Annotated in this window: 15 protein-coding genes; 6 read left to right on the forward strand and 9 right to left on the reverse strand. The window is 74.6% G+C overall.

Going from position 1 to position 26,913, the window contains the following annotated elements; genetic code table 11:
* Positions 1 to 71: 71 nt before the first annotated feature.
* A complete protein-coding gene (locus WMF19_RS20860) occupies positions 72 to 2,774 on the reverse strand; it encodes a dynamin family protein (RefSeq protein ID WP_437900700.1) in 2,703 nt (900 codons plus the stop codon).
* A 460-nt stretch (positions 2,775 to 3,234) separates the two neighbouring features.
* Between WMF19_RS20860 and WMF19_RS20865 the strand changes: the two genes are divergently transcribed.
* Positions 3,235 to 8,886, forward strand: coding sequence for a pentapeptide repeat-containing protein (locus tag WMF19_RS20865; protein WP_437900701.1), 5,652 nt, complete (start codon positions 3,235 to 3,237; stop codon positions 8,884 to 8,886).
* 16 nt (positions 8,887 to 8,902) lie between these two features.
* On the opposite strand, the gene WMF19_RS20870 is transcribed toward WMF19_RS20865, so the two are convergent.
* Positions 8,903 to 9,529: a recombinase family protein gene (locus WMF19_RS20870; RefSeq protein ID WP_437900702.1), complete on the reverse strand. Its 627-nt coding sequence runs from the start codon at positions 9,527 to 9,529 to the stop codon at positions 8,903 to 8,905.
* A gap of 156 nt (positions 9,530 to 9,685) precedes the next feature.
* Here WMF19_RS20870 and WMF19_RS20875 point away from each other — a divergent pair, with 156 nt between their 5' ends.
* The 3 genes from WMF19_RS20875 to WMF19_RS20885 all read left to right on the forward strand — a co-directional run bounded on the left by WMF19_RS20875 (position 9,686) and on the right by WMF19_RS20885 (position 11,994).
* Positions 9,686 to 10,525 (forward strand): hypothetical protein, encoded by an 840-nt coding sequence (locus WMF19_RS20875; RefSeq protein WP_437900703.1) that lies wholly within the window; start codon positions 9,686 to 9,688, stop codon positions 10,523 to 10,525.
* Positions 10,526 to 10,632: 107 nt separating this feature from the next.
* Complete coding sequence (locus tag WMF19_RS20880) at positions 10,633 to 11,427, forward strand: helix-turn-helix domain-containing protein (protein WP_437900704.1); 795 nt, start codon at positions 10,633 to 10,635, stop codon at positions 11,425 to 11,427.
* Positions 11,428 to 11,451: 24 nt separating this feature from the next.
* Positions 11,452 to 11,994 (forward strand): DoxX family protein, encoded by a 543-nt coding sequence (locus WMF19_RS20885; RefSeq protein WP_437900705.1) that lies wholly within the window; start codon positions 11,452 to 11,454, stop codon positions 11,992 to 11,994.
* Positions 11,995 to 12,213: 219 nt separating this feature from the next.
* On the opposite strand, the gene WMF19_RS20890 is transcribed toward WMF19_RS20885, so the two are convergent.
* The 4 genes from WMF19_RS20890 to WMF19_RS20905 form a co-directional block, all read right to left on the reverse strand.
* A complete protein-coding gene (locus WMF19_RS20890) occupies positions 12,214 to 13,968 on the reverse strand; it encodes a hypothetical protein (RefSeq protein WP_437900706.1) in 1,755 nt (584 codons plus the stop codon).
* A 96-nt stretch (positions 13,969 to 14,064) separates the two neighbouring features.
* On the reverse strand, positions 14,065 to 14,799 hold the full coding sequence (locus WMF19_RS20895; protein WP_437900707.1) for an SAM-dependent methyltransferase: 735 nt from the start codon (positions 14,797 to 14,799) through the stop codon (positions 14,065 to 14,067).
* A 75-nt stretch (positions 14,800 to 14,874) separates the two neighbouring features.
* Complete coding sequence (locus WMF19_RS20900) at positions 14,875 to 18,777, reverse strand: serine/threonine-protein kinase (protein ID WP_437900708.1); 3,903 nt, start codon at positions 18,775 to 18,777, stop codon at positions 14,875 to 14,877.
* A gap of 211 nt (positions 18,778 to 18,988) precedes the next feature.
* Entirely contained in the window at positions 18,989 to 20,482 is a 1,494-nt protein-coding gene (locus WMF19_RS20905) for a hypothetical protein (protein ID WP_437900709.1), read from the reverse strand.
* Positions 20,483 to 20,844: 362 nt separating this feature from the next.
* On the opposite strand from WMF19_RS20905, the gene WMF19_RS20910 reads away from it, so the two are divergent.
* Positions 20,845 to 21,579 (forward strand): hypothetical protein, encoded by a 735-nt coding sequence (locus tag WMF19_RS20910; RefSeq protein ID WP_437803270.1) that lies wholly within the window; start codon positions 20,845 to 20,847, stop codon positions 21,577 to 21,579.
* A gap of 55 nt (positions 21,580 to 21,634) precedes the next feature.
* Here the strand turns inward: WMF19_RS20910 and WMF19_RS20915 are convergent, their stop codons facing one another.
* The 3 genes from WMF19_RS20915 to WMF19_RS20925 form a co-directional block, all read right to left on the reverse strand.
* On the reverse strand, positions 21,635 to 22,579 hold the full coding sequence (locus tag WMF19_RS20915; RefSeq protein WP_437901654.1) for an outer membrane protein assembly factor BamB family protein: 945 nt from the start codon (positions 22,577 to 22,579) through the stop codon (positions 21,635 to 21,637).
* A gap of 255 nt (positions 22,580 to 22,834) precedes the next feature.
* Positions 22,835 to 23,425, reverse strand: a complete 591-nt coding sequence (locus tag WMF19_RS20920; protein WP_437330334.1) for a Uma2 family endonuclease — start codon at positions 23,423 to 23,425, stop codon at positions 22,835 to 22,837.
* A 157-nt stretch (positions 23,426 to 23,582) separates the two neighbouring features.
* Positions 23,583 to 24,209, reverse strand: a complete 627-nt coding sequence (locus tag WMF19_RS20925; protein WP_437900710.1) for a CDP-alcohol phosphatidyltransferase family protein — start codon at positions 24,207 to 24,209, stop codon at positions 23,583 to 23,585.
* Between the two features lie 250 nt (positions 24,210 to 24,459).
* On the opposite strand from WMF19_RS20925, the gene WMF19_RS20930 reads away from it, so the two are divergent.
* The gene (locus tag WMF19_RS20930) at positions 24,460 to 26,895 is read left to right on the forward strand and encodes a PQQ-binding-like beta-propeller repeat protein (RefSeq protein ID WP_437900711.1); all 2,436 of its coding nucleotides are present in this window, start codon (positions 24,460 to 24,462) and stop codon (positions 26,893 to 26,895) included.
* Positions 26,896 to 26,913: the final 18 nt, after the last annotated feature.

The following is a 26,913-nucleotide window of genomic DNA, read 5'->3' on the forward strand; positions in this document are numbered from 1 at the left end:
CCCGGCGCTGGCGGGTACGGCGGGCGCCTCGAAGGCGGCCCGTTCTTCCCGAGCCGCCGGCGCCTCGCGCTTCAGGCGCTGGCCGGCGTGACGCGCGCCTCGAAGGCGGCCCGGAGCGCCTGCGCGCGCAGCTCGACCGCCGCGGACGCGGGCGGCGGGACCGGCGCCTCCGCCTCGGCCGACAGCGCCATCGCGAACGCGTCGATCGCGGCCTCGACGACGCCCTCGATCGGGCGCGCCGCGAGCTCGTCGGGCGCGTCGTGCACCGCCACCATGCCCATCAGGACGGCGCGCACGTGGGCCGCCGCCCGCGGCGACGGCGCGGCGCCCCCTTCGTCGGCGCCGCTCGCGCCGCGCACGCCGCGCGCCGCCGGCTCCGCGCCGGCCCGCGCCGCCCTCGCGATCTCGGCGGAGAGCGGCCAGCTCAGCCGCGCCACGAGCCGCTCCTGCACGTAGGCGCGGACGCTCGCGTCCGTGCGCTTGCGCTCCTCGGGCAGCGCCGCGATCGGGCGCAGGTCGGACGCGAGCTCCCGGCGCGCCGGCTCGAGCGCCTTGTCGATCGCCGCGGCGAGCGCGCGCCGCTCGCGGCGCAGGTACGCCGCGCTCGCGCGGAGCCGGTCGGCCTCGGCGCGCGCCCTCCGCCCGGCCTCGCGGTCCTCGGCCGCGCGCGCCGACGCCGTCTGGGCGAGCTCGGCCGCGATGCGGCCCGCCTTGCGGCGGAGCGCGCGCTCGCGGAGCGCGTCGCTCGCGTCGACGATCTGCTCGGCGAAGAGCGCCTCGACCTCGGCCCACCCCGACGCGGCGAGCGCCGCCTCGTCGCCGAGGCGCCCCTTCAGCGAGAGCCGCGCAGAGAACGCGATCGGCGGCGTCAGCGAGGCGATGGCGCTCGCCGCGAGGCTGTCGCGCACGTGCGCGAGCACCGTCTCCAGGGCGTCGGGCTTGAGCCGGTCGGCCTTGTTCGCGAGGATCTGCACGGGCACGCCGAGCGCGCTGATCTCGGAGAGCACCCGCCGCTCCGACTCCTTCATCGCCTGGGGCGCGTCGAGCAGCCAGATGGCGACGTGGGCCTCGTCGAACGCCCGCCGCGCCTCGGCGATGTGATCGGGGTCGGGCGCGTTGAAGCCGGGCGTGTCGAGGATCTCGACGCGCTTGAGCCGCTCGATGGGCGCGTAGATGAACACCCGCGCGACCTTGTCCCCGGCCGCCGCGAGCGCGCGCAGCGTGTCCTTCAGCGCCGCGTGCGGCACGACGCGGTCCTGCCCGCCGCGCACGACGATGCGCGCGAACGGATCGGGCGCCCAGGCGACCCAGTGGAGCGTCGCGGTCGTCGGCAGGACGCCGGTCGGCGCCACGTCCTCGCCGAGCAGCGCGTTCAGGAACGTGCTCTTGCCCGCGTTGAACTCGCCCACCACGGCCGCGCGGAGCGGCCGCTCCCGCTCCACCGCGAGGGCCTCGATCGCCGCGAGCAGGTCGAGCCGGTCGAGGAGCTTGGCCGTGCGCGCGAGCTCGCGCAGCACGTCGCTCCACGCGGCGGCGGCGCGGGCCCCGGCGGGGCCGTCCGCGGGGGGCACCCACGCCTGCGCGATCGCGCGGCGCATGTCGTCGGCCCACGCCGCGCCCTCGCCGGTCACCGCGTCGAGCGCGTCGAGCGCGCCGCTCCCCTGCCCCGCGGACGCCATCGCCGCGGCGTCGCGGAGCCGGACGAGGTCGGGCGGGAGCGGGGGCGCGGCCGCGCCGCGCGGCTCCTCGTCCTTGGCCTTGGCCTTGCCGCGCGCGACGAGCGCGTCGAGCGCGCCGAGGTCGCGCGTCTCGACGGCCATGCGGAGCAGCGCCGCCGCGGCGGCGCGGTCGCCCGCGGAGAGCCCGCGCGCGAGCGCCTGCCGCGCGTCGTCGCGCCGCCCCTCGGCGAAGGCGAACGCGGCGGCCCAGGTCGGCTCGTCGAGCGCGCCCGCGGCGCGGACGACGCGGCGCACGCGGTCGACGACGAGCACGTCGCGGGAGGCGGCGACCAGGGCGGCGCAGAGCTCCGCCGCGCCGGGGACGTCGAGCACGAGCGCCCGCAGCCCGAGGTCGAGCGCCCGCCCCACCACGGCGGGCGGCAGGGCCGCGGAGGAGCCCGCCGCGGAGGAGGCCGCCGCGGCGCTCGCCTCGGCCAGCGCGAGCCGGGCGAGCACGAGGGCGGCGCGCCCCTCGATCGCGGTGGGCTCGCCGAGGATCTCCGCGGCGGCGCGCGCGCCGTCGAGATCGCCGTAAGCGAGCGCGCACTCCGCGCGGCGGAGGGCCACGTCGCGGTCGGGCACGGTCGTGAGCGGCGCCGGGATGCGGTCGAGCCAGCGCTGCGCGCGGGCCGGGTCGCCCGCGGCGAGGTCGAGGTCCGAGAGATCGAGCAGCGCGAGGCGCGCCGCGTCGCGCTCCTCCGGCGCCGACGTGGCCCGCTCGATCGCGTCGCGCGCGCCGTCCCAGCCGACGCGCTGCCCCGCGCGCCCGAGGCGGAGCCACACGTCGGCGCGCCAGGGGACGCGCTTCGCGAGATCCGTGAGCGCGGCGACGACCTCCTGGTCGAGCCACGCGTCCTCCGCGGCGTCGGCCCAGAGCGCGAGCCCGACGGCCGAGTCGGGCAGCACGGACAGGATGGTGCGGGCGTGCTCGCGGGCCTCGAGGGGCATGCCCTTCGCGAGCGCGGCCTCGGCGGCGCTGCGCTCGTTCTCGAGGCCGAGGGCGAGGATCTCGACCCGCCCGAAGAACCGGTTCAGCGCCTCGACGAGCCTCGCCATGGGCGGGATGAAAGCCTTCCGGGAGGGCGGTCGTCCAAGGAAAAACGAAGGCCGGCGCGGCGGGCGGCCAGGCTCCGATCTGGCCGGCGGCTCCCCCGGGGAGCCTCGCTGGAGATCTCGACCTGGGCGGGGCCTCGAAAACGAGGGGACCGCCAGGTCCGGGCCCAGGTCAGCCGTCTGGCGACGAGCGCTCGGACAGATCTCGACCTGGGCGGGGCCTCGAAAACGAGGGGACCGCCAGGTCTGGGCCCTGCTCAGCGTCTGGCGACGAGCGTTTTGCCAGGCCTCGATCTGGACCACGCCTCGAAAACGAGGAGACCGCCAGGTCTGGGCCCATTCAGGATCTGACCACCAGCGCTCGATCAGGTCGGGACCCAGTCAGGGTCTGGCGACGAGCGTTCGGCCAGGTCTCGACCTGGCCCGAGCCCGGAACGTGAGCGCTTGTTGTTAGAGTGGGCCCGTGCCGGCCGACATCGTTGCAGGGCGCGTCGACGCGCTGATCGTCACCGCGCTGCAGGACGAGCTGGAGGCGGTGCTCGCCCTCGGCGAGGGCGGTCGAGACGGCTGGCGGGAGGCGCGGGATCCGGGCGGGTTCCCGTACTTCGTCCGCGACCTCCCGAACGACCGCGGCGAGCCGCTCCGCGTCGCCGCGGCGTGGTCGGGGCGGATGGGCGAGAGCGCTGCGGCGGCGAGGGCGCAGGGGCTCATCGAGGAGCTCGATCCGGGGTGCCTCGCGATGTGCGGCATCTGCGCCGGCAAGCGGGGCGAGGTGTCGCTCGGCGACGTCATCGTCGCCGACCGGGTCTACGGCTACGACGAGGGCAAGCGCGTCGCCCACGGCGGCGGCGAGGGCGCGTTCTTCCACGACATCGAGACGTACAACCTCGAGCGCACGTGGACCATGGAGGCCGCGCTCTTCGCGCGCGAGTTCGAGCGGCAGGCGGCGTTCGCGGCCGAGCGCCCTCCGTCGAGGCCCTCGCAGGCGTGGTGGCTCCGGCACGCGCTCTACGAGAGCCAGGTGGAGGGGGGACCGCCGCCCGTCTCGCGGCCGGAGCGCGCAGCGCGGTGCCCGGGCTGGACCGAGCGCATCGGGGAGCTGGAGGCGGCGGGCGTGCTCCGCATCGGCGACGGCGGCCTCGAGCTCACGGAGGCGGGCGTGGCGCAGGTCCGCCGGGATCGCCTGCTCCACCCGGACGGCCCGCCGCCGGCCCGGCCGTTCCGCGTGCACATCGGCCCGATCGCCACGGGCAAGGCGGTGCAGGAGGACGCGGGGCTGTTCGAGCGGCTGAAGCCGATCGGGCGGAAGGTGCTCGGGGTCGAGGTGGAGGCCGCGGCGATCGGCCACGTCGCGGAGCGCCTCGGGAGGCGGTCGATCATCGCGAAGGCGGTCTCGGATCACGCCGACAACGACAAGGACGACGGCTTCCGCGCGTTCGCGTGCCGTGCCTCGGCGGAGTTCCTCGTCGCCTTTCTGAGGCGCTTTCTCGCGCCTGCGCGCGCCGAGCACGCCGGCCGAGGCCCGAGGCTGCGCCGCTTCCCGGCGCGGGCGCGGGGCGGCCACGCGGATCCGCACGGCGACGACATCCTCCTGCCGGGGGAAGGGCGCAGCGACGATTTCCTCTCGCGGGTCGAGCGCGTGTGCAGGCTGCGCGAGCCCGAGGGCGTCAAGATCGAGTGGTTCGACGCGCCCCTCCCCTTCGGCGTCTACCTTCGCGTCTCGGTCAACGAGGGCGGCATCGTCCGGATCGCGCCGCTCGCGGCGCTCGAGAGCGGCATCTCGACCGAGGCGGTCTCCGCGTTCATCGAGAGCATCGACGCCTCGTACCGGCGCGAGGATCCGGGCCTCGTGTCCACGCTTGTCTACGGCGGCGAGCCCGCGCCGGAGGAGCTCGTGCGTTACGCGAGCGCGCGGCGCGTGCGCCTCGTGCGGTTCCTCGAGTACCAGGGGCTCATCGACTTCCGCGGCTACCTTGCGTGGCAGAACGCGAGCCTCGAGCGAGACCCCACGTATCCGCCGGATCTCTACGTCGACCAGCGCGTCGCGCTCACGACGGGCCAGGAGGAGGTGGCGCGCGAGCGCGCGCTCGACGCCGTCGCGGAGCTGCTCGACTCGGAGCACAGCCGGTTCGTGCTGGTGCTCGGCGACTTCGGCACGGGCAAGACGTTCCTCCTGCACGAGCTCGCGCGGCGAATGGGCAGGGCGGGCGGCCCGCTGACGCCGGTGCTCATCGAGATGCGCGCGCTGGAGAAGGCGCGCGACCTGAACGCGCTCATCGCGCAGCACCTGGCGCTCGCGGGGCTCGGCAAGATCGATCTGCCCGCGTTCCGGCACATGCTGGCCGAGGGGCGGATCGCCCTCCTGTTCGACGGCTTCGACGAGCTCGCCTTCCGCGTGACGTACGACCGCGCGGTCGAGCATTTCGACACGCTGATCCAGGCGGCGCAGGGCAAGGCGGCGAAGGTGGTGGTCACGAGCCGGAGCCAGCACTTCGTCTCGGAGCAGCAGGTGCGGTCCGCGCTTGCGGAGAAGGCCGCGCTCTTGCCCGGCTACCGGCTCGCGCGGCTCTTGCCGTTCACCGAGGCGCAGATCCGCAGGTTCCTCCTCAACCGGCTCGGCGGCGAGGAGGCGGCCGACGCGCGCATGCGGTTGCTCGCGGACGTGAAGGATCTGCTCGGCCTGTCGGCGAACCCTCGGATGCTGGGGTTCATCGCCGAGATCGAGGAGGCGCAGCTGCGGCAGGCGAAGTCGGGCGACGGCGAGATCACCTCGGCGGGGCTCTACAGGCTGCTCCTGGATCGGTGGCTCGTCTGGGAGTACGAGCGCGCGCACCCGAAGGGCGCGCAGCCGGGGCTGTCGGTGGCGCAGCGGTGGCGGGCGGTGACGGAGCTCGCGACGCGGCTGTGGCAGCGGACGGAGCAGAGCGTGAACGTGCGCGAGCTCCCGGCGGAGCTCATCGCGGCGCTGCAGGCGCTCGGACGGCACGAGCTCGATGTCGGGGTGACGGCGCACCAGATCGGATCGGGGACGCTGCTCGTGTGGGACGACCAGGAGAACTTCCGGTTCATCCACCAGTCGGTGCTCGAGTGGCTCGTGGCGCGGGAGGCGGCCGAGGAGGTGCAGCGCGCCGGGCAGGCGGCGGCGCTCGAGCAGCGCGAGCTGAGCGACCTCATGGCCGATTTCTTCGGGGCGCTCGCGGGCCGGAAGGCGGCGGAGGCATGGGTACGCGCGGCGCTCGGCGGGGCGTGGGGAACGGTGGCGGCGGCGAACGCGCTGCGGATCGACGGGCGGATAGGGCTCGGGGTGAGCGAGCGGATGAACCTCGCGGGGGCGGACCTGCGGGGGCAGGACCTCTCGGGGAAGGATCTCAGCGGGTGCGACCTGCGGGGGGCAGATCTACGGGAAGCCAAGCTCGTAAGGGCGAACCTGAGCGGTGCGCTGATGGCGAGGGCGCTGCTCGACGGCGCGGACCTCACCGGCGCGAACCTCACCGGGGCGGATCTGACGGGGGCGACGGCGATCCGGGGGCGCCTTGTGGGCGCGGATCTGACGGGGGCGACGCTCGCCTCGACGAGGCTGCGCGGGGCGAAGCTCGTGGGGGCGCGGGGGGCGCGGTTCGACGGGTGCGACACGTTCGGCGCGGCGATGCCGGAGGCGGCGAGGTTCGAGCCCGCCTGGGTGCAAGGGAGCCGGTGCAACGCCGTGGCGATCAGCCCCGATGGGACCCTGCTCGCATCGGGTCACTCCCACGGGATCGTGGTGTGGGACATGGCGACCGGGAGCGCGCTGCGCGGGCTGGACGGCCATACCGACAGGGTCACGAGCGTCGCCTTCAGCCCTGACGGGGATACGCTCGCGTCCAGCTCGGCCGATTGCACCGTCCGGCTGTGGGACGTGTCGACTGGCAACGTGCTCTGCGTGCTCAAGGGGCACTCTCGACACGTGAACAGCGTGGCGTTCAGCCCTGATGGCGAGACGCTGGCTTCCGGCTCTTCTGACCGCACCGTCCGGCTCTGGCAGGTGGCCACCTTCCAGCAGATCGCCGTGCTCCTCGGCCATCTGGATGGAGTGATGGCCGTCAAGTTCAGCCCTGACGGCGAGACGCTGGCCTCCGGAGCCCACGACACCATCATCCGGCTCTGGAAGGTCGCGACGGGCGAGACGCTCCGCGTCTTGAGCGGCCACCGGGCTGGCGTGCTCAGCGTCGCGTTCAGCCCCGATGGCGAGAGGCTGGCTTCCGGCTCCCTGGACTACGACATCGGCCTCTGGCGCGTATCGACGGCCGAGGTGCTGCACATGCTGAAGGGCCACGCGCGACATGTGAGGAGCGTCGCGTTCAGCCCCGACGGCGCGACGCTCGCCTCTGGCTCGAGCGACGGGACCGTGCAGCTGTGGAATCGATCAGGCGTCGCGTTACACGCGCTCGATGGCCACTCGGGTGGCGTGACGAGCGTCGCGTTCAGCCCTGACGGCGCGACGCTCGCCTCTGGCTCGAAGGACAGCGCGGTGCGGCTGTGGCACGTGTCGACCGGCGGCGCCTTGCGCGTGCTGAAAGGGCAGCCGAACGTGTCCATGGCGATGGCGTTGAGCAGCGATGGCGCGACGCTCGCGCTCGCCTCCGAGGACTTTGGCGCTCATCTCTGGCGGATGTCGACGTGGACCGCGCTGCCGCCGCTCATGGATAGCGGCATCTCCTCCGCGAAGCTGGCCTTCAGCCCTGACGGGACGACGCTGGCGTTCGCACAGCGCGATCACACGGTCTGGCTCCGGAGGCTCGGCGCAGGCCGCACGGCGCGCGTGTTGAGCGGGCATTATCATGACATCACGGAGTTCGCCTTCCGCCATGACGGTGCCGTGATCGCGTCAGGCTCGCTCGACAGGACAGTGCGACTCTGGAACACCGAGACGGCGGAGCCGCTTCGCGTGCTGGAAGGCCACGACGATGCAATCAGCAGCGTGGCGTTCAGCCCTGATGGATCGACGCTGGCCTCAGGATCTGTCGATCGAACCATCCGGCTGTGGAAGGTGGACGGCGAAGGAGCGGTGCGCGTGCTGGAAGGTCATGGCCACGTCGTGCAGAGCGTGGCGTTCAGCCCTGATGGATCGACGCTGGCCTCGGCATCGGACGACACGACCGTGCGGCTCTGGCCCCTCGCCGAGGGCGGCGAACCACGCGTGCTGCGGGGCCACGCCGGCCCGGTGATGAGCCTGGCTTTCGGCCCCGACGGTGCCTGGCTCGCGTCGGGGTCCGACGACGGCAGCATTCTCCTCTGGCGCGTGTCCGCCGGCGAGATGGCGCGCGTCCTCCAGGGGCACACCGGCGAGATCGTGAACGTGGCCTTCATGCCGGATGGCGAGACGCTGCTCTCCAGCTCCACCGACGGCACCGTCCGCTTCTGGGACGTGCTGACCGGCGCTTGCCGCGCCGTGCTCCTCAAGCTCCCCGAGGGCTGGGTCGCCTTCCGCCCCGACGGCCGCTACAAGCTCGGCGGCAACGTCGCGGGAGGCTTCTGGCACGCCGCGAACCTCTGCCGCTTCGAGCCGGGCGAGCTCGACGCGCTGGTGCCTGGCCTGCGCATCCCGGACGACGAGCCGCTGCTCCCCGCGTCGCCTGCGCTCCACGCCTCGACGGCCAGGGAGAGCGTCTCGACGACCAACCGAGTCCGCCTCTTCTTCAGCTATTCCCACGAGGACGAGGGGCTCCGCAACGACCTGGAGAAGCACCTCGCCCTCCTCGAGCGCGACGGCCTGGTCCGGGGCTGGCACGACCGCCGTATCGCGGCCGGCGATGACTGGGCTGGCCAGATCGACAGGCACCTCGAAGACGCGGACGTGATCCTGCTCCTCGTGAGCGCCGATTTCCTCGCCTCCGATTACTGCTTTGACAGGGAGATGAAGCGCGCCCTCGAGCGGCACGACGCCGGTCAGGCCCGCGTCATTCCGGTCCTCCTCCGGCAGACCGACTGGCACGGCGCCCCCTTCGCCCGGCTCCAGGCGCTCCCGGCCGATGGCAAGCCGGTCACGTCCTGGCAGAACCAGGACGAAGCCTGGACCGAGGTGGCCAAGGGCATCCGGCGCGCGGTCGAGGCGCTCCGCGTCGCCAAGGCGCGCTGAGGGCTCGGTTGATCTCCTACGCCGTCTCGCCGATCGCCTCGATCACGATCCCGCCGAACCGGGCCTCGTCGGCGCGGCACCGCACGCCCCGGATGACGCATGCGTGGCTGTCCCGAGGCTCGCCGGTATCCGCGTAGCGCGCCTCGAAGCCGCCGCCGAATGACGTGTTGAAGAACTCGAGAGGCCGCCCGGCCTCGTCCGTGGCCTCATGCTTGCAAAGCCCGCACACAGCGCGCGGGTGGCGTGGCCACAGGTCCAAGGGATCGCCGCAGATCGGGCAGCGGTGCGTCCCGTCCGGCATCCCGCTCCCGTCGGCGGTCACGAGGCGCGCGCCGCGCTCGCCCGCGGCGGACCGGTACGGGCCGCTCAGCCCAGCGATGCTGGCGCGGTCCTCGCTCGCGACCGCGAACAGGCCGGCGCCGGCGAGAGTGAGCGCTTCGAGCGCCGCCACGAGGCCGGGCCGGTCGCCGATGTCCTCCCCGCGATCCTCGTGCCAGGCGGCGATCTCGACGCCTTCCCGGCTGGCCCAGGCCTCGATCGCCTGGCGCTGATCCGCAGCGGAGGCGCACGCGGCGTCCGTGGAGATGCGGACGTAAGCCACGGCGCATGCGGGACTGCCGCGCTTGAACCGGCGAGCTGTCATTGGGGATGAGAGAATCCTGGACGGCGATGCTTGTCCACTAAGACGGTGGCTGCGATCGCGGGTGGCTCGCCCCCGAGTGGCGCGCGCGGGCGATTTCGCCGGATTGGTAGCCCGGATTGTTGGCCCCGGCCTGGACAGGTCTGTAGACGGCGCCCGATGGGCTCGACCCGGACGGCCTGGCACGTGCTGCTCGTCGCGCTGCTCCACCAGCGGGGCTCGCGCGGGTTCGAGGTGCGCAGCGAGGTGCCGCTCTCGAATGAGCCTCTCCGCGCCGACTACCTGCTGCTGCGCCGAAGCGCCGGGCCGAGCGAGCCCGCGGGCACGCTGAAGAAGCTCTGGGACCTGTTGCCCAGGGACACCATCGTCGAGTTCAAGAGCATCGGCCGGCCCTACCGACGGCGTAACCTCGACCGGCTGTGCAGCTACCTTCACCTGTACTGTGCCGATGAGCCGGAACGGATCGAGCGGCGGAGCGATCTGTGCGGTGTACTGCTCGTCCCGTCGCGCACCAGGTCGCTCGACGCAGATGTGGCGGAGCTCGGCTTGCAGTGGGGCAACCTCGGCAGCGGCTACTGGCGGCTCGTGGCCGGGGCGTTCGCGTTGCTCGTCGTCGAGATCGACTCGGCGGCGGAGGCAGAGGACGACGATCTGCTACGCTTGTTCGGGCACGGCGAGGCCCGGACCATCGAGGCCCGAAGGTGGCTCTCGCAGCAGCTTGGAGCCGAGGAGATCGCCATGGAAATCCATGATTTGGAGGGCTTTGACGAGGTTGTACGCAAGCTCCTGGCCACCCTCCCGCCGGAGCGCGTGCTGTCGGCTTACGCCCCCGAGCAACGCATGGCGGGGCTGCCGCCCGAGCAGCGCGTGGCGGGGCTGCCGCCCGAGCAGGTGCTGCTCGCCTTGCCCGACGACGTGCTCCGCGCCCTGTCCGATGTCTACCTCGACACGCTCTCGGCGGAGACGCGCGCCGCCGTTCGCGCGCGCATCGGACGGTAGGCGGCAGCTCTGCGAACCGCGCAGCAGAGCGGCGCCCCCGAGGGGCGCGGCGCTTGCGTGATGAGCCCAGCCAAGGCATCCGCTGCGTCCGGGTAGACTCCGGACCGATGCTCCTCCCGCCGAGAACGACAGGCCTCGCCGCGCCCGCGGGCGTCTTGCGCCCGTGGCCCTCCGTGCTGGCGACGTGGGGCCCTGGAGAGCGGAGCACGCTGCACGCCCACCATTGCTGGCACCTCGTGCTGGCGCTCGACGGCGAGCTCCAGATCCAGACGGCCGACAGGGGCGCGTTCCAGCGTGGAAGCGCCGTCCTCACGGCCCCGGACACCGCGCACGCGATCGATGCGTCGGGCGCCCGTGTGCTCATCGTGTTCATCGAGCCGGAGAGCGACGTCGGAGATGGGCTCGCCCAGGCGCTCGGGACATCGCCCATCGAGGTCATGGGCAGCGAGACGGCGGCTCGGCTGCGGTCGTGCGTCGCCGAGCGTGGAGAGGCCGGGCTCTCGGCGGCGCTGCCCGGCGTGTTCGAGGCGCTGGGGATCGCGATCCCGCCGTCCTCGCCGAGGCCGAGGCACCCCGGGGTCCAGCGGGTGCTGCGCCATCTGCGGGCAGGCGCCGGAGACGCGGACACTTCGCTCGAAGGCCTGGCCCGCATCGCGCGGCTCTCGCCGGGGCGGTTCATGCACGCCTTCACGGAGAGCGTCGGCGTGCCCCTGCGGCCGTACCTCCTGTGGCTCAAGCTGGAGCGCGCCGGGGCGGGGATCGCCGGCGGCGCGGCGCTCTCGGAGGCCGCCAGCGCGGCCGGCTTCGCCGACGCGGCGCACATGACCCGGACCTTCCGACGGATGTTCGGGGTGAGCCCCTCCGATCTGAGACGCCGTAGCCAGCTCGTTCAAGACGGGTGAGGAGCGGGTCGCCACCTTCAGGGCATGGCACCTCTCCTCGTCCTCTCGATCTCGTTCGCGCTGTTCGTTGTCCTCGGGCGCCTCGGCGTCAGGCACCTCGCGAGCTGGGTGACCTGCTTGCGGTACGCCCTCGCGGCGATGTTCCTGCTGACCGGATCGGCCCACTTCGGGAGCCGGCGCGCCGAGCTCGTGGCGATGGTGCCGCCGGCGCTGCCCTACCCGGAGCTCCTCGTGGCTGCGACGGGTGTCCTGGAGATCGCGGGCGCGGCGGCGCTCCTGGTTCCGCGGCTCGCGCCGTGGGCGGCTGCGGCGCTGACGGTGCTGCTCCTGGCGATGTTCCCTGCGAACGTGTATGCGGCGCGCGCGGGGCTCACGCTGGGCGGCAGCCCGGTGACGCCGCCGGTGCCGCGAACGCTGATGCAGATCGTGTTCGTCGGTGCGACGGTCGCCGTGGTGATCGGCGCTCGTGGCGGGGAGCGGACGAAGCGTGAACGAGCTCGGGGTGCGCTGCGCGGCGCGCCAAGCGCTGCCGATCGAGGCGACCGCGCCAGCCGGGTGACGGGTTAGCTCAGGTCGTCTCCCAGTCCTCCAGACGGAGCTTTGGTAGACCGGTCACCAGCTGGCAGAACCGTGACGAGGCCTGGACCGTCGTGGTGAAAGGCATCCGGCGTGCGGTATCGGAGCTCCGAGTGCGCTCCGAATAGCTCCCCCGGGCCAACTCCCGACATACCCGCCCGCCCTGCCGACCAGCCCCCGGCCATGTCTCGTCCCCGCCCTCGCTCCCCTTCACCGGTACGGCCCGCCCCGCCCCTCCCCCCGCATCTGCCGCGCGAGCGCCAGCATGGGCCGCAGGACCTCCCGCGCCGCCGCCGGATCCGCGAGCGGCGCCCCGATCACCACCGCGATCACGCCCGGCGCCACCGCGACCCCCTCCTCCGCATCCGCAACGCCCCCGACGCGCGCCGCCTGCTCCAGGATCGCCGCTGCGATGCCCTGCTCCGCCGCGTTCCTCGGCCTGGCCGCGCCCTCGATCGGCGGATCCAGCCGCAACGAGACCCGTGTCCTCGCCGGAACGGCCCCCTTGAACAGCGTCTCCAGCTCGAAACGCGCCCCTTCGAGCGTCCCCGAGAGCCGCATCGAACCGACCCGGAGCGCCCCGTCGCTCTCCTCCGCGAAGCGGCGCCACGCGGGCAGCCACGCCGCCATCGCCGCGGGCGGCGGCAGCGCCGCGCCGGCCTCCGCGAGCGCCTGCGCGAGCGCGTTGACCTGCGCCAGGAACGCGTCGAGCGCCTGCTCGTCCGACGCCTCCGCGGCGCTCCACACCCACGCCTCCCTGTCGTCCACGTCGGCCCGATGGAAACCACGCAGCGCACGCCGGAGCGCAGGCCCGAGCGCGGCCAGCACCTGCGCCTCCTCCCGTCCGACCAACCGGAAGCGCCGATCGAACCCCTCCTCGCCCGTCTCCAGCCCATCGAGCTCCAGCACGCGCCGCCACTGGACGTCGAGGCGCAACCCCCAGGGCTCCGCGAACCGCACCGTCGCGCCAAGGCCGGCCCTCAACCCCTTCACGGCAGAGGTCACCTCGACGGTGCAGCCCGCGCGCACGCCGCGGAGCCTCAGCCCCCGCTCCAGCGAGAGCCCCACCCGCTTCCCCGCGCGCGCCCAGACCGCACGCCAGCGATCCGCGCCGACCCGGGGCCGCTTGCCATCGCCCCCGGTCCGCGGCTCGAACAGGCCGACGATCACCGGCACGCGGTGTCGCACCAGCTCCCCGCCCGCCAGGTGCTCGATCGTCACCTCCAGCGCGTACTCCAGGGCAACCTCGCGGAGGCTGAAGGACGGCGCGAGATCGCTCGGCAAGGAGATGCGGAAAGGCACCTCCGTTCCCTCGGCGATCCCTGTGACATCTTGAAAGAACACGTTCGGGCAGCTCTCGTACGAACCGCTGCGCGCGTTCACCTGCTCCACCCCATTGCCGACCAGCGCGACGCGGAGCCCGAAGGGATAGCGCCCCGGGAGACCACCGAAGGCGACGGCCCCGGTCAGGATCGCGCCCGGGGTGAGGGTCCGGCCCGGCAGCGACACCTCGACGAAGGCGCCGCGCCCGCGGTGGCTCGCGTCGATGAACGGCTCGTCTTCCGGCCGCTGCGCAGACCTGGGCCGGACGAGGACCTCCTGGCTCTCCCGGGCGTCGAGCCACCACGGAATGGAGACGTGCGCGCGGACCTCGCACCGGCACGCCTGGAAGGCGCCGGCGAACGTCGGCGGGAGATCACAAGGCAGCGCGAACGAGACCCTGTAGCGGTGAATCCCCTCGCCGAGCCGCCCCTCCCCGGCCACCTCCTCGCTGAGGAGGAGCAGATCGCGGACCTCGAAGGTCCCCTCACCCGGAACCAGCTGCTCGTGCGTGTGCCGCAGGGCCACGCGCACGAACTTGATGGGCGTCTCCGCAGCGCTTTCGAGCGAGAGCCCGACGTCGAACATCTCGCCCGGATGCACGACCCTGGGGAGGCGCAGCATGATGAAAGGGCGGCTCCTCATCGCCGCCTCCCAGTGTAAACGACCTGGCCGACCGCCCTCCGGCGGGGCGTCGCGCCGCCCGCTCGTCCGCGGTCAGGAGGTCGCGCCGCCCGCTCGCTAGCGGTAGGAAATGGCCAGCTCCTGCCTCGTGGACGGCAGCGGGTGAAACTCCGTCCGCGAGAACCCTGCGCGGCCGAACATCGCGCCGAGCCCCGCTTCCGTGTACGCGTCGCCTCGCGACGTCTGGACGAGCATCGTCATGGCGAACGACGCCGCGCCCGGGGGCGAGACGCGGTCCTCGTTCGGGACCATCTCCACCGTGATCGCCCGGCCGCCCTCGGACATCGCGGCGCGCGCCTTGCGCAGGAGCGCTTCGCACGTCGGCACGTCGAAGTGGTGCAGGAAGTTCGTCAGCAGCACCATGTCGTACCCCTCGCCGAACGGCTCATCGAACGCGCTGCCGCGGAACGGCCGCCACCGCTCGGCCACGCCGGCAGCTTCCGCGTTCTCCCGCGCCACCTCCAGCACCGCGGGCCAGTCGAGCGCCACGACCTCGACGCTCGGATGGCGCTGGGCCAGCGTGATCCCGAAGACGCCGTGGCCCGCCGCCACGTCGAGCACGCGCACCGGCCTGCCGCCCGGCACCTCGACGATGTTCGCCATGAGCTGCGCCGACAGCCTCATCAGCGGGGCCATGCCGCGCGCGAACCTCACCCACACCGGGTGCTCGGGCGCGATCGTCCCCTCGTCGGGCAGCACCGTCCCGCCCTTGCGCACGGCAGCGGCGCAGGCGAGGAGGAAGCTACCGGATCCGATCTCGCGGTCGACCGGAATAACACCGGCGAGGACCACCCCGGCGGCGCAGCGGCAGGCGCGCCGCCTGCGCAGCGGGCCTCGTCACGAGCGATGAGCGACGAGCGCGCTCGGCTACTCCGCCGCCTCGCCCAGCCACGCCCGCGCGAGCTCGAGCGTGCGCGCGTTGTCCGCCGCCCGCTCCAGGAAGTGCGCCCGGAAAGCGCGGTCGCTGATCTTCCCGGCGCGCGCGAGCAGGCGATCGCGCGCCTCGGCGATCGCGCGCGCGGCCTCGGCCCGACGCCCGCAGACCGACAGCGCCTCGGCATAGACCAGGCGCACCACCGACTCGCCCTCCTCCACGCCCACCTCGTCGAGCAGCGCGCGCGCACGCTCGGCGGCGGCGAGCGCGTCGCCGGGGCTGCCGAGGTGGAGCAGCGCGCGCCCGAGCACCGCGACGGCGTAGGCGCGCATCGGCGGGGCCCGCTCGAGGATCGCGTCCGCGGCCCGCGCCTCGCGCGCCGCCGCCTCGGGATCGCCCGCGAGGAGCAGGATGCTCGCGAGGTAGACGCGCGCGCAGCCCTCCATGCGCACGTCGCCGTGGCGCTCCAGCATCTCGCACGCTGTCTCCTCGACCGACCTCGCCTCGTCGAGCCGGCCTCGGTAGGCGAGCACCAGGCCGAGGTTCTGGAGGACGTACGCCGTGGTGCCGCGCAGCTCCATCCGCTCCGACTCGGCGAGCGCCAGCCGCAGCGCCGCCTCGGCCTCCTCGAGCTGACCCACCTGGCCGTAGGAGTAGCCGAGGTTCATCCGCGCCATGCACGCCCGCCGCACGTCGCCGGCCTGCTCGAACGCCGCGAGCGCCGCCTCGATGCCCGCGAGGCTCGCGCCGGGGTCGCCGCCCGCGTGCGCGCGGATGGCGCGCGCCTCGTGGAGGTTCGCCACGGCCTCGAGATCCGGCGCCGGGGCGCCCTCGATCGCGCGCTCCGCGCCCTCGATCAGCGCGTCGGCCAGCGCATAGCGGCCGCCGAAGATCAGCATGAGCGCGGCGGAGCTCAGGCACACGCTCTTCGCTGAGCTCCCGTCCTCGAGGGGCGCAGGCGTCTCGCGCGCGACGGCGGCCCAGCGCTCCACGCGCTCGAGGCTGCCCGTGGCGCCCGCGGCGATGATGATCCGGGTCAGCGCGGCGAACCAGGCGGCGGAGCCCTCCGCGAGGTGCTCCGCGGAGACCGCGGCGCGCTCCTCGGCGAGCGCGAGATCGCCGCGCCAGAAGTGCGCCTGGCTCTCGAGCAGGCGGAGCTCGCCTACCGTGGCGGGCGCTGGATCACACGCGATGCCGCGCGCGGCGCGCGCCAGCACCGCGCCGAGGTCGTTGCCCCGGAGCGCCTGCCGCGCGGCCGCGAGGTACGCCGTGGCCGCGCGCGCGGGCTCGCCGCCGCGCTCGAAGTGCTCGGCGAGCGCCATGGGATCGGCCTCGCCGCGCTGCGCGAGGAAGCCGCCCGCGAGCGCGTGGCCGAGCCGCCGGTCGCCCTCGGTCAGCATGCTATAGGCGGCCTCGCGGATGAGCGCGTGGCGGAACCGGAGCGCGGCGTCGCCGGCCGCGCTCCGCGGCCCGATCCGCACGATCGCCTCGTGCCGCACGAGCTCGTCGAGCTCGCGCGCGACCTCCGCCCGGCCCACGAGCGCGGCGACCCCCGCCTCGGAGAACGCCTCGCCGAAGACGCTCGCGGCGCGCAGCACGCGGCGCGCCTCCGGGTCGAGCGCGTCGAGCCCGGCCTGCACCATCGCGAGCACCGTCTCCGGCGGCGCCGCGGTCCGGCCGCGGGCGGCGGCGCGGATCTGCTCCTCCAGATAGAACACGTTGCCGTCGGCGCGCTCGACGAGCGTCCTCACGAGCTCCGCGCTCGCCCGGGCGCCGAGCGCCTCCCGCACGAGCCTCTCGCCGCCCGAGGGCGCGAGCGGCGAGAGGCGGACCTCCCGGGCGAGGTGAGGCCCCCAGAGCCCCGGGAAGAGCTCGTGCACGCCGGGCCGCGCCAGCGCGAGCACCGCGAAGCGCCTGCCCTTGAGGTTGCGCAGCGCGGCCTCGACCAGCGTCACGGTCGGAAGATCGCCCCAGTGCAGGTCGTCGAGCACGAGGAGCACCGGCTGCGCGGCGCACTCGGCGTCGAGGAAATCCTCCCACGCGAGGCGCAGCTGGTCGCTCATCAGGAGCGGGCGCCGCCGCGCCGCCCTGAGCTGCACGTCGTCGTCGTCCGGGAACGGCGCGCCCGCGAGCTCGCCGAGGAAGGGCGCGATGCGCGCGGCCGCCGCGGCGCCGCAGCGGCGCTCGACGCGCGCGCGGATCTTGCGCCGCTTCGACTCGATCGGCTCGCCGTCGCGCAGGCCGAGCCCGCGGCGGAGCGCGCGCTGGAGGAGGCCGAAGGCGGAGCCCGCGCTCATCGGGTCCGCCTGGCCGAGCCACACCGCGAGGGGCTCGGCGCGCGACCCGAGCGCGCGGACGAGCTCGTAACAAAGGCGCGATTTGCCCGACCCCACCGCGCCCGTCACCAGCACCGCGCCCGGCGCCGCCCCGCGGACGCAGGCGTCGATCTCGGCCTCGATCAGCCCGAGCTCGCGCTCGCGCCCGACGTAGGGCGCCGGCCGGCCGAGGAGCGAGGGCTGCGTCTCGGGCTCCTCGCGCGCGCCGTGGAGCCAGCACCCCGACGCGTCCCGGGTGGCGTCGAACCGCGCGCCGAGCAGGCCCGCCGTCGTGTCGTCGATGCGGATCGCGGCCGGATGGAGGGGCTCGCGGCTGCCCTGGACGAGCTGCACGAGGCGATCGATCACCGCGCCGACCGGCAGCCGCGCCGCGACCTCGGCGCGGCCGGTGACGAGCGAGAGGCGGGCGCCGCCGAGCAGCTCCCTGAGCGAGAGGGCGCAGCGGGCCGCCTGCGCCGCGAGGTCCGTGGGCGCGGCCGAGCCCGAGAGCGTCACGAGCAGCCACCGCGCCTCCAGGAGCTCGATCCGGCCGCGGTGGCGCTCGACGATTTCGCGGATCGCCCGCGCCCTCGCCTCGTCCTCGACGTCGGAGAGCGTCGCCGCCGCGTCGGCCTGGCCCTCCCGGGCGAGGAGGAGGCACATGACCTTCCGCTCGCTGGTCGTGATCTCACGGCCGCGCTGCGCCGGCGGGTGGGACGACGGGGGCTGCAGCGACGGCGGGCCCGCGTCGAGGCGCGGATCCAGCGCCTCCGCGGCGAGCGCCGCCGCGACGACGCCCGCGTCGCGCGGCCGGGACTCCCGCGCCTTCGACAGCATCCGCGCGACGAGCCGGTCGAGCCAGGCCGGGACGTCGTCGCGGAGCTCCCTGAGCCGCGGCGGCTCCTCGAGGAGGACCTTCATGAGCACCGAGAGCGGGTCGCTGCCGCCGAACGCGGCGCGCCCGGTGACGCACTCGAAGAGCACGCTGCCGAGCGCGAACACGTCGGCGCGCGCGTCGATCTGCGGCTCGCCGCGGGCCTGCTCCGGGGCCATGTACTGGGGCGTGCCGCGGATGTCGCCGAGCGTCGGGAACTCCTCTTCATCCCCGGAGAAGCGCGAGACGCCGAAGTCGATGAGGCGGACGCGCTGGAGGTCGCCGCCCTCGAGGATGAGGTTGTCCGGCTTCACGTCGCAGTGCACGAACCCCAGCTGGTGGACGGCGGCGAGCGTCTCGGCGATGCGCGCGGCGAGCGTGGAGGCCTCGGCGAGCGTGAGCGGGCCGCGACCGAGCCGCTCCGAGAGGGTCTCGCCGTCGAGCCACTCCATCGCGAGGTAGAGCCGGCCCCCGCCCGTCGCTCCGTGCGCGACGTAACGGGCGACGCCGGGGATCGCGAGCGTCGCGAGGGCGAGGTGCTCGCGCGCGAGGGCGCTCAGCGACGCCGTGGCGGCTGTCTGGAGGAGCTTGAGCGCGACGAGCTCACCGGACCGGAGGTCGCGCGCGCGGTACACGCGCGCCGTCGCGCCCGAGGCGGCGTGCTCCTCGATCTCGAACCGGTCGTCGACGACCTCTCCTGCCTGCATCGAGCTGACGCGCTCCTGGCGGGCGCTCTGCCGCTATTGCACAGCGTGCCAGCGGCGCGCGCGGTCCGTCCACTGTCACCTCGCTCGACGCCGCGCGCCGTGCGCGCCGGCTCACCGCGGCCGATCACCGCGCGGGGACGCATGTCGCGGCGCAGGCGCCCGCGTCGGCGCGGCGCACACGCTGGCGCACCGGCGCGCCTCGCCGACTCACCTACCTGTCGCGCTGCGCGCCCGCGTCAGGGGGCGCCCGTCCTGCGTCCGCGTCGCCTGCGCGCCGCCGCAGCACCACGTAGCGGAGGTGCGGGACGCCGCTCACCGCCACCGGAGCGAACGCGTCGCCAGCGCCGGGCAGGCGCGCGACGCGCTGCTCCACCCCGCGCGCGAACCGCGATGCGGTCCAAGGCGACGCGGGCGCCTCGCCCTCGGCGAGCAGCAGCACCAGCGCGTCCACCCGGCGCGCGTCCAGCAGCGCCCCGGGGATCCGCTTCGTGGTGTGCCCGCCGGGCAGCGCCGCGATCGCCGGATCGGTGACCCCCGCGAGATCGACGAGGGTCGCGCCCGTCGCCGCCCCGAGCCAGCCGATGTCGAGCGCCGCGACGACCTCCGCCCCGGCGAGCGCGCCGCGGAGCTCCTCGACGACGCGCAGCCGGTCGCTGCCCACCCGCGCGGCGGTCGGCCCGACCCGGACCATCACGAAGAGCTCCCCCGCGAGCGCGAGCGCGAGCCGGAGCGCCGTGGCGCGCGCGTCGGCCACCGAGGCGACGTGGGCCGCCGCGAGCACCACGGCGGGCAGCGCCGGGACGACGAGCCGCGAGAGCGGCATCCAGTCGCCGCCCGCCGCCGCGACAGCGAGGAAGTGCACCGCGACCGCCGCGAGCAGCCCGCGCGGCCACGCGGGGAGCGCGCGCCACGCGGCCGGCGCGATCAGCGCCACCGGCCCGGTCAGGAGGAAGCACGCGAGCGCGTACCGGGCCCCGAGCGCCGCGTCCGGCGCCTTCGCCAGCGCAGAGAGCGGCGCGGCCCGCCCGAAGATCGAGAGGCGCGCCACGGCCACGGCGACGAAGGGGAGGCCCGCGAGCGCGAGCGCGGCGAGCGCTCGGGCCCACGCGGGCCGCGGCGGCGCGTCCCCTGCGGCGTCGCGGCGCGGCGCCGCAGGGGCCGAGAGCGCGACGATGAGCGCGAACGGCAGGAGCTCCGGCCGGAGGGCCGCCGCGGCCCCGGCGCAGGCCGCGCCGGCGAGCGCGCCGCCGAGCGCTGGCAGCGCGACGGCGAGCGCCCCGAGCGCCGCGACGACGCCCGTCTCCATGCCCGCCACGCTCCAGGCGGCGAGCGGCGCCGACGCTGGCACGAGCGCGAGCGCCGCGAACCGCGCGGGCCGGGCGGACGCCCGATCGACCGCGAGCGCCAGGACGCCGGCGGCGAGCGTCCACGCGAGGGCGCCGAGCGCCTTCGCGGCCGCGAGCGCGGCGAGCGGCCCGCCGGCCGCGAACGGCGCCAGCACGAACGCCCACCCGAGCGGCGTCACGCCGTCGGTCACCGGCCCGGCCGCGTTGAAGCGGTAGCCCAGCCCCCGAGCGAGGTGGTGCGCATAACGCGCCGTGATCAGGGCATCGTCGACCGTGAACCCCGAGAGCGCGAGCGCCGGGAGCAGCGCCGAGAGCGCGCCGGCGAGCGCAATGAGCAGCGAACGCTCCCGCCGCGTCACGCCGCCTGTGCGTCCGCGCGGCACTCCGATGAACACGAGGCGGAGGCGCCCGCGCTGGACAGCAGCCCGCGCCGCTCCGCGCGATCTCCATCGAGGACGCACCGACAGCGGAGCAATCGCTCAGGGTGGACGGCGATCAGCACGCAGCGATCCTGTGACAGGCGCACGAAGGACGCAATTGCGCTCGTCTGCTCGCAATCATGCGAGCAGACGAGATGCGAGATGCGACCACGCGGACGCGCGGGCACGTCCGCGAACGTCGCGAACACCTGGGCTCGCCGCGGGGCGCACGCCTCGGACAGCGGCGGCGCCGCTGCGCCTGGTGGCAGCCATGCGCCCTCGTGGACGGTATAGTTCCCCGCATGGCACTTCCCGCCGCGCTCCTGGCCGCCGTCGAGCGGCATTCGTGTTTTACCGGCTGCTATCGCAGCGAATCGGAAGTCCAGGTCTGCATCGATCCGGCGCAGGCGCTCGCGCCGACGGTGCCTGTCTGTTGCAGCGATTGCCTGAACTTCCACCCGGCGGCGCTCGTGAGCCTCTTGCCCCTCGGCATGACGTCGTACGCGCTCGCGAACGCGCTGACGACACACGTGCGCTCGCTGCGCGGGTACAAGTGGGCGACCGGCGGCTATCACACCGCGGGCACCGGCTTCTGGCTCAACGCCGCCTACTACGGCAATGGCCTCTTCCTGGTCGACGCCGCGCGCAACCGCAACGCGAGGACGGACGTCGACATGCTGATCGAGGCGTTCCAGCACGGGATCGTGCAGCCAGAGGATCCGCGCATGCTCGATCCGGCGCTCTACACCATCGAGCTCGCCTACATCAACATGTCGCGTCCCATCCTGCCGGTCCGCAACAAGCAGGATCTCCTCGCGTCGCCGCAGCGCAGCGCCACGCCGAGGCAGGGGTTCTCGCGCGTGTCGATCGTGGAGTTCCAGCCGCTCGCCGTCGCGGGACCGTCCCCTTCCGCGCAGCCGGCGAAGCCGGCGCCGCAGCCCCGGGAGCTCAAGCTCGGCGAGACGTGCCCGACGTGCGGCGCCGCCGTGATGGAGCGACCGCTGTTCTCGGGCACGTTCGTGGGCTGCCTCTGCTGAGGGCGCGCCGCGGGCCACGTCGACGACCCGCTCGACGACCCGCTCGACAACCGGCTCACGGCGACGGCGGCGTGGTCGCGCGCCACGCGGTCTCGCCGGTCGCCGGGTCGATCGCGCGCAGCGCAGCGCCGCTCACCGCGGCGCCGCTGACGACGTAGACGTAGGGGCCCGACGCCTTCGCCGCCGTGAGCCGGTCGCCGAGGTAGGCCGCGGCGCGCTCGTACCGCACGGCCCCGGACACCGGATCGAGGGCGAGGATCCGCGGCTCGGTGCCGTTCACCACGTCGACGCCGACGACGACGGCGGCGCCGCCGCTCGCGACGAGGAACAGGTCGGGCCGCCCGCCGGAGAGCGGCGCGCGGGCGGCGAGCTCCTTCTTCCAGAGCGACTCGCTGCCGCGCCGCCCCTCGGCCGTGAGCCGCGGCGGGCCCTCGGTCGGCACGGTGAGCACGACCTCCACGCCGCCGGCCTGGACCACCTGGGGGTTCTTCTTGCGCTCCCAGAACTGCCCCGTGATCGCCGACGGCTGCGGCGCCGTCGGGCAGTCAGCCGCCGCGCCCCCTTCGAGCTTGATCCCGGTGGCCGTGCCGTCCTTCATCACCACCGTCGCGCAGCCGTTGCCCCCTGCGATCTCGTCGGGGACCCCGGGGAGGTTCGCCACCCACCGCTCCTTGCCGGTGCGGGCGTCGAGCGCGCGCAGCGCGGCGTCGCCCCCGCCCGCGAGCACCATGTTCGGGTCCGGGCAGGCGAGCGCGTCCGGCTCCTCGATCTCCCGCGAGGCCCAGATCCCCTGCCCGCTCCGCCCGTCGATGGCCACCACGCGCCCGCGGGTCTTGCCGTCCTGCCACAGCACCGGGTCGGGCGCGTCGTCGCCGTTCGCGTCCACGAAGCAGAGGGCGTCGAGCTGCGTGGAGAGCGGGCGCGCGCGCGGCGCGGGCTCCTGCGGCGGCTCGACGCGCGCGAAGAACATCACCGCGAAGCCGATCCCGACCGCAGCCATCGCCACGGCGAGGAGCACCTTCGTCGCCCGGGACGGCCCCGGCGCGGGCGCGGGCGCGGGCGCGCCCTGCGGTGCAGCCGCGCCTGCGACGCCGGGGGCATCAGCGCCGCAGCGCGGGCATGCGATCCCATCATGACTTGCCTCCAGCGAGGCACCACAGCTCCTGCAGGGCCGCATCCAGGCAGTCTATCGCCGCCGGGTGCCCGTGATCGAGAGCGACCGTGCGCGGCCCGCCGGACCGGGGACTTGCCTCTGCTACTTCGCCCAGAGCACCGAGAGATCGATCTCGATGGCCTCGAAGGGCACGGCCCGGACCCGCGCCGCGTCGCGGTGGACGGGGCCGGGCTCCCAGCCCCCGCCCGCCGCGAGCGAAAAGACCTCGAGGGTGCGCCGGATTGGATCGACGAGCCACGCGTGGAGCACGCCTTCGCGCGCATAGAGGGGCATCTTCTCCGTGCGATCGACGTCTTCGGTCGACGGGCTCAGGACCTCGCAGATCCAGTCGGGAGCGAGCGGGAAGAAGGCCGTCTCGGGCAGCTCGGGCATGCGCTCGATCCGCCATCCGGCGAGGTCGGGCACGAGCGCGTCGAACTCACCAGCCGTGTGCGGGTCGGGGAAGTGCAGCTCAGGCTCGACCAGGATGGTCCAACCGCCGGGCCCGCCTTCGCCCAGGTCGAAGGGGCCGGACAGCTTCCCTCCAAGCCTGGACGCGGCTCGCGCATGTCGCGGCGCCGGCCGGGGGAACACGTGCAGGGTGCCGCGGACGAGCTCCGCCACCTTGTTCGACGGGACGGCTTCGAGGTCGGCGTACGTGGCGCGGGGCTGCTTCTCGGCGGGCTGGCCCATGACCGGAGCCTGCCTGGGCGCCCAGGGAGAGGCAAGTCGTGTGGCGCGACGAACCCGAGCGAGGCCGGCGCGTCGGCGCGTACCCGCCCCTCCCGGCGGGCGTCGGCGCGTACCCGCCCCTCCCCGGCGCGCGTCGGCGCGCGCCCGCCCCTCCCCGCTACGGCTTCGGTATCCTCAACGTGCCGCTGACCATGGCGCTGCCGCTCACGGCATAGACCAGGCTGAGCGGGTGGAACACCCAGGGGCCGATCGCGATGGACCCGAGCCAGAGCTGCTCGTGCACGCGCTCCTTGGCGAAGAGCACCCCGAAGAGCAGCACGATGAGCAAGCTCGTGGGGATCGGCGTCCCCTCGTAGTAACGCACCTTTCCCCGCTCGTCCGACAGCTCGGCGGCCGTCACGTTGTACCGCGCGAGGCGGCTGATCCCGCAAGCGACGAAGTACACGAGGGCGGCGGCGTCCCACAGCCCGCGCAGGCCGAGCGCGAAGCCGAGCACCGCGGGCGCGACGCCGAACGAGACCACGTCGGCGAGCGAGTCGAGATCGGCCCCGAGCGGCGAGTGCTTGCGACGCCAGCGCGCGATCGTGCCGTCGAGGATGTCGCACGCCAGCGCGAACGGCAGGAGCCCGAAGGCCACCCAGATGTAGATGCGCTCGCGCTCGGCCACGTAGTTCAGGCAAAGCAGGATGCTCAGCGTGCCGCTCGCCGCGTTCGCCAGCGTGACGAAGTCGGCGAGCGCGAACGATCGGAGCATCGAGAAATGGGGCGGTCTATCAGGAGGCATGGCGCTCGGAGCGCGCAGTGTCGCACGTCCGGTTCGATTGCCAAACAACCTGCGCGGCGCGCGCCGCCGTCATCAGGCCGTCATCGACCCATCGACGCCTCCTCATCGTCGCCTCGCCGCAGGGCGCCTCGGGCCGCGGCGCGCCCTGCGCTGGCGCCGTCTAGCCAGGTGGCACGTACTTGTCCACTCCGCGGCGATCCGCGCACAAAACTTAGGATCAGGCCGCGCGCTGCCTAGCATCCGTCGGCGGATGCCCGGACTGTCACTTGTCGCCGACAACACCCGATGCTCACCGGAGCCCGAGCGCACGTCGCTGCACGATGTGCTCGACTTCGTCCTGGAGGGGGCGCGCAACGCGTCTCCTCCGCTCGATGGAGCGGCGCTGCCGCTACGCGCCGAGGCCGAGGCGCTGCCGCTGCTCTGCGAGCTCGCCGAGGCCGCGGGGGAGCTCGCCTCCGGACGCCGCGCGCGCGCCGTCGTGCGCCTGTGCCTCGAGCCCGACCCCTGGGAGCTCGGGCTGGAGCGCGTGGGCCGCGACCTCCTCGTCACCGTCTTCCAGGGCGGAGACGTGCCCGAGGTGGCCCTGCACGAGCGGCGCTTCGACGGCGAAGCGCTCTGCGCGCGCCTCCTCGCGGCCATCGACCGGTTCGCCTCGCGCCGGGGCCCGGGCGCGCGCCGCGACGCCGCCTTCGCCGACAACGACGCGGATCTCGGCGGGCTCGGCGGACTCGGCGAGCAACGGCTCTCGGCCGCCCGGCGGTGCCTCGCCGCCGCCCTGCCGTTCTCGCCCGACGAGGCGGGAGGAGAGCCGGCGATCGTGGGCGTCGAGCCGACCGGCGAGATCCCGATCGCCATCGCGGCCGAGGCGCTCCTGCGCACGTCGCAGGGCGCTGCGCTCACGCAGCCGGCCGTGCTCCGGGCCGACCTGTTCTCGCTCCTCTTCCGGGGCAAGATCCGCGTGCTCGTGGGCGAGGAGGCGCGGGAGCTGCCCGACGTCTTCGTCTTCCCGTTCGCCGAGCAGCTCGCGTCGCTGTCGCTCGAGTCGCTCGACGCGTGGGCGCGGCGCCAGCCCTACCACCGGCGGCTGACCGTCGGCGGCGCGATCCTCGGCGTCCGGCTGCACAGCGAGGGGGCGCTGTCGCTCACGCTCGGCGTGCCCCGCGTGGGCCGCGTCCCCTCCGCCGATCCCCGCGCGCCCGGCCCTGGCCGCGCACCCTCATTCGCGGCCGCCGAGGAGCGGGCGCAGACCTGGACCTTCCCGGCCGTCGACGTGGCGGCGCTCGCCCAAGGCGTGGTCGCGTTCGGGCGGGCGCTCGCGCGCAGCCTGGTGCGCCGCGATCGCGGGCAGACGTCGAACCTGCGCCTGTTCGAGTTCCGGGCGCGCGTCCGCGAGCTCGCCGAGCGGCTCCGCGAGCTCACGCGCAACGACGCGAAGATCAACGTGGCCCCGGAGACGTACCGCGCCTTCGCGGCGGCGGCGCGCCCGCAGGCCGCGGCCGAGGACACGTTCGGGCGGACGCGCCTGCGCTTCACGGCCCGGTGGATCGCGGCGATCCCGTCGCTCGACCTCCGCGCCACCTTCCTGTGCGGCGATGTGCTCGTGGTGGGCTCGACGCGCGAGCTGACGTGCATCGATCGGCGCACCGGCGAGTGCCTGTGGCGCAAGCCTGCGCCCCGCGCGGTCTCGGTGATGACGCCGGTCGGCCTCGGGCGGCTCCTGCCCGACGGCACGCTCCAGCTGCACGATCTGGCGAGCGGCGAGGTCGCCTGGTCGACGCGGCTCTCGCCGCGCGTCGGCGCGAACGCCTCGGGCGCGGTGGTGAGCGCCCCCGGGCTGCCGCGGATGCTCATCGTGAGCGAGGGGACGCGCCACCTCGCGGCCGTGGACCTCTACTCCGGCGAGGTGCGCTGGCGCTACGCGGCGCGGCGCGGCGAGAACTTCCGGCTCCGCCGCGCGGGCAAGCTCGTCCTCGTGGGCAGCGGCGAGCCGGCCCTCGCGGCGCTCGACGTGCTGAGCGGCGAGGTCGTGTGGCGCTTCTGCGACCGGCTCCCGTTCGCGTCGCCGGTGGCGGTCGATCACGACGCGCTCTTCGCGCTGGCCGGCGACGGCGCCTTCGTCGGCCGCGGCGGGGCGCGGCTGCACCACCTCGACCCGTGGTCCGGCGAGGCGCGGTGGACTGTCGATCTGCCGAAGCACGTGGCGCCGGTCGGCGCGCCGCTGCTCGGGCCCGAGACGGTGTGCGTGGTGACCCACGGGCGGCGCGGCACGGGTCTCGTGGGGATCGATCGTCGCACCGGGGCGACGCGCTTCGACCTGACCGCGTGCGCGGCGACGGCCTCGTGCCTCATGGTGGACGATGTGGTCGTCGTGAACAGCGAGGCAGGCGAGATCGTCGGGGTCGGCGCGCAAGACGGCGCGGTCCGGTACCGGCACGTCATCGCGGGCGGCGTCGAGGGCGACAGGCCGCGGCGCCTCGAGCCGGTGCTCCGCTCGGGCGCGCTGTTCGTGCCGCAGAGCGAGGTGCACGTCGTCCGGCCGCGCGACGGCGCGCTGCTCGGCAAGGTGCCGACGGACCTCATCCCGGATCTCCTGCGGGTGGACGAGCGGTGCGACGTCTACGTGGCCGAGGAGAGCGGCCACCTCGCGGCCTTCGCCGCGGCCCCGCGGCTCAGCCTCGTCCAGTAGGGGCCGCGGCGCGCGCAG

The sequence above is a fragment of the Sorangium sp. So ce124 genome (assembly GCF_051525235.1).
Taxonomy (GTDB): Bacteria; Myxococcota_A; Polyangia; order Polyangiales; family Polyangiaceae; genus Sorangium; species Sorangium atrum.

What these genes read in the sequence shown, in the direction of transcription:
- WMF19_RS20860 (WP_437900700.1), bottom strand. Translation starts at nt 2,774, where the DNA reads ATGGCGAGGCTCGTCGAGGCGCTGAACCGGTTCTTCGGGCGGGTCGAG.
- WMF19_RS20915 (WP_437901654.1), bottom strand. Translation starts at nt 22,579, where the DNA reads ATGGCTGCGGTCGGGATCGGCTTCGCGGTGATGTTCTTCGCGCGCGTC.
- WMF19_RS20870 (WP_437900702.1), bottom strand. Translation starts at nt 9,529, where the DNA reads ATGACAGCTCGCCGGTTCAAGCGCGGCAGTCCCGCATGCGCCGTGGCT.
- WMF19_RS20920 (WP_437330334.1), bottom strand. Translation starts at nt 23,425, where the DNA reads ATGGGCCAGCCCGCCGAGAAGCAGCCCCGCGCCACGTACGCCGACCTC.
- WMF19_RS20930 (WP_437900711.1), top strand. Translation starts at nt 24,460, where the DNA reads ATGCCCGGACTGTCACTTGTCGCCGACAACACCCGATGCTCACCGGAG.
- WMF19_RS20925 (WP_437900710.1), bottom strand. Translation starts at nt 24,209, where the DNA reads ATGCCTCCTGATAGACCGCCCCATTTCTCGATGCTCCGATCGTTCGCG.
- WMF19_RS20875 (WP_437900703.1), top strand. Translation starts at nt 9,686, where the DNA reads ATGGGCTCGACCCGGACGGCCTGGCACGTGCTGCTCGTCGCGCTGCTC.
- WMF19_RS20900 (WP_437900708.1), bottom strand. Translation starts at nt 18,777, where the DNA reads ATGCAGGCAGGAGAGGTCGTCGACGACCGGTTCGAGATCGAGGAGCAC.
- WMF19_RS20880 (WP_437900704.1), top strand. Translation starts at nt 10,633, where the DNA reads ATGCTCCTCCCGCCGAGAACGACAGGCCTCGCCGCGCCCGCGGGCGTC.
- WMF19_RS20890 (WP_437900706.1), bottom strand. Translation starts at nt 13,968, where the DNA reads ATGAGGAGCCGCCCTTTCATCATGCTGCGCCTCCCCAGGGTCGTGCAT.
- WMF19_RS20885 (WP_437900705.1), top strand. Translation starts at nt 11,452, where the DNA reads ATGGCACCTCTCCTCGTCCTCTCGATCTCGTTCGCGCTGTTCGTTGTC.
- WMF19_RS20910 (WP_437803270.1), top strand. Translation starts at nt 20,845, where the DNA reads ATGGCACTTCCCGCCGCGCTCCTGGCCGCCGTCGAGCGGCATTCGTGT.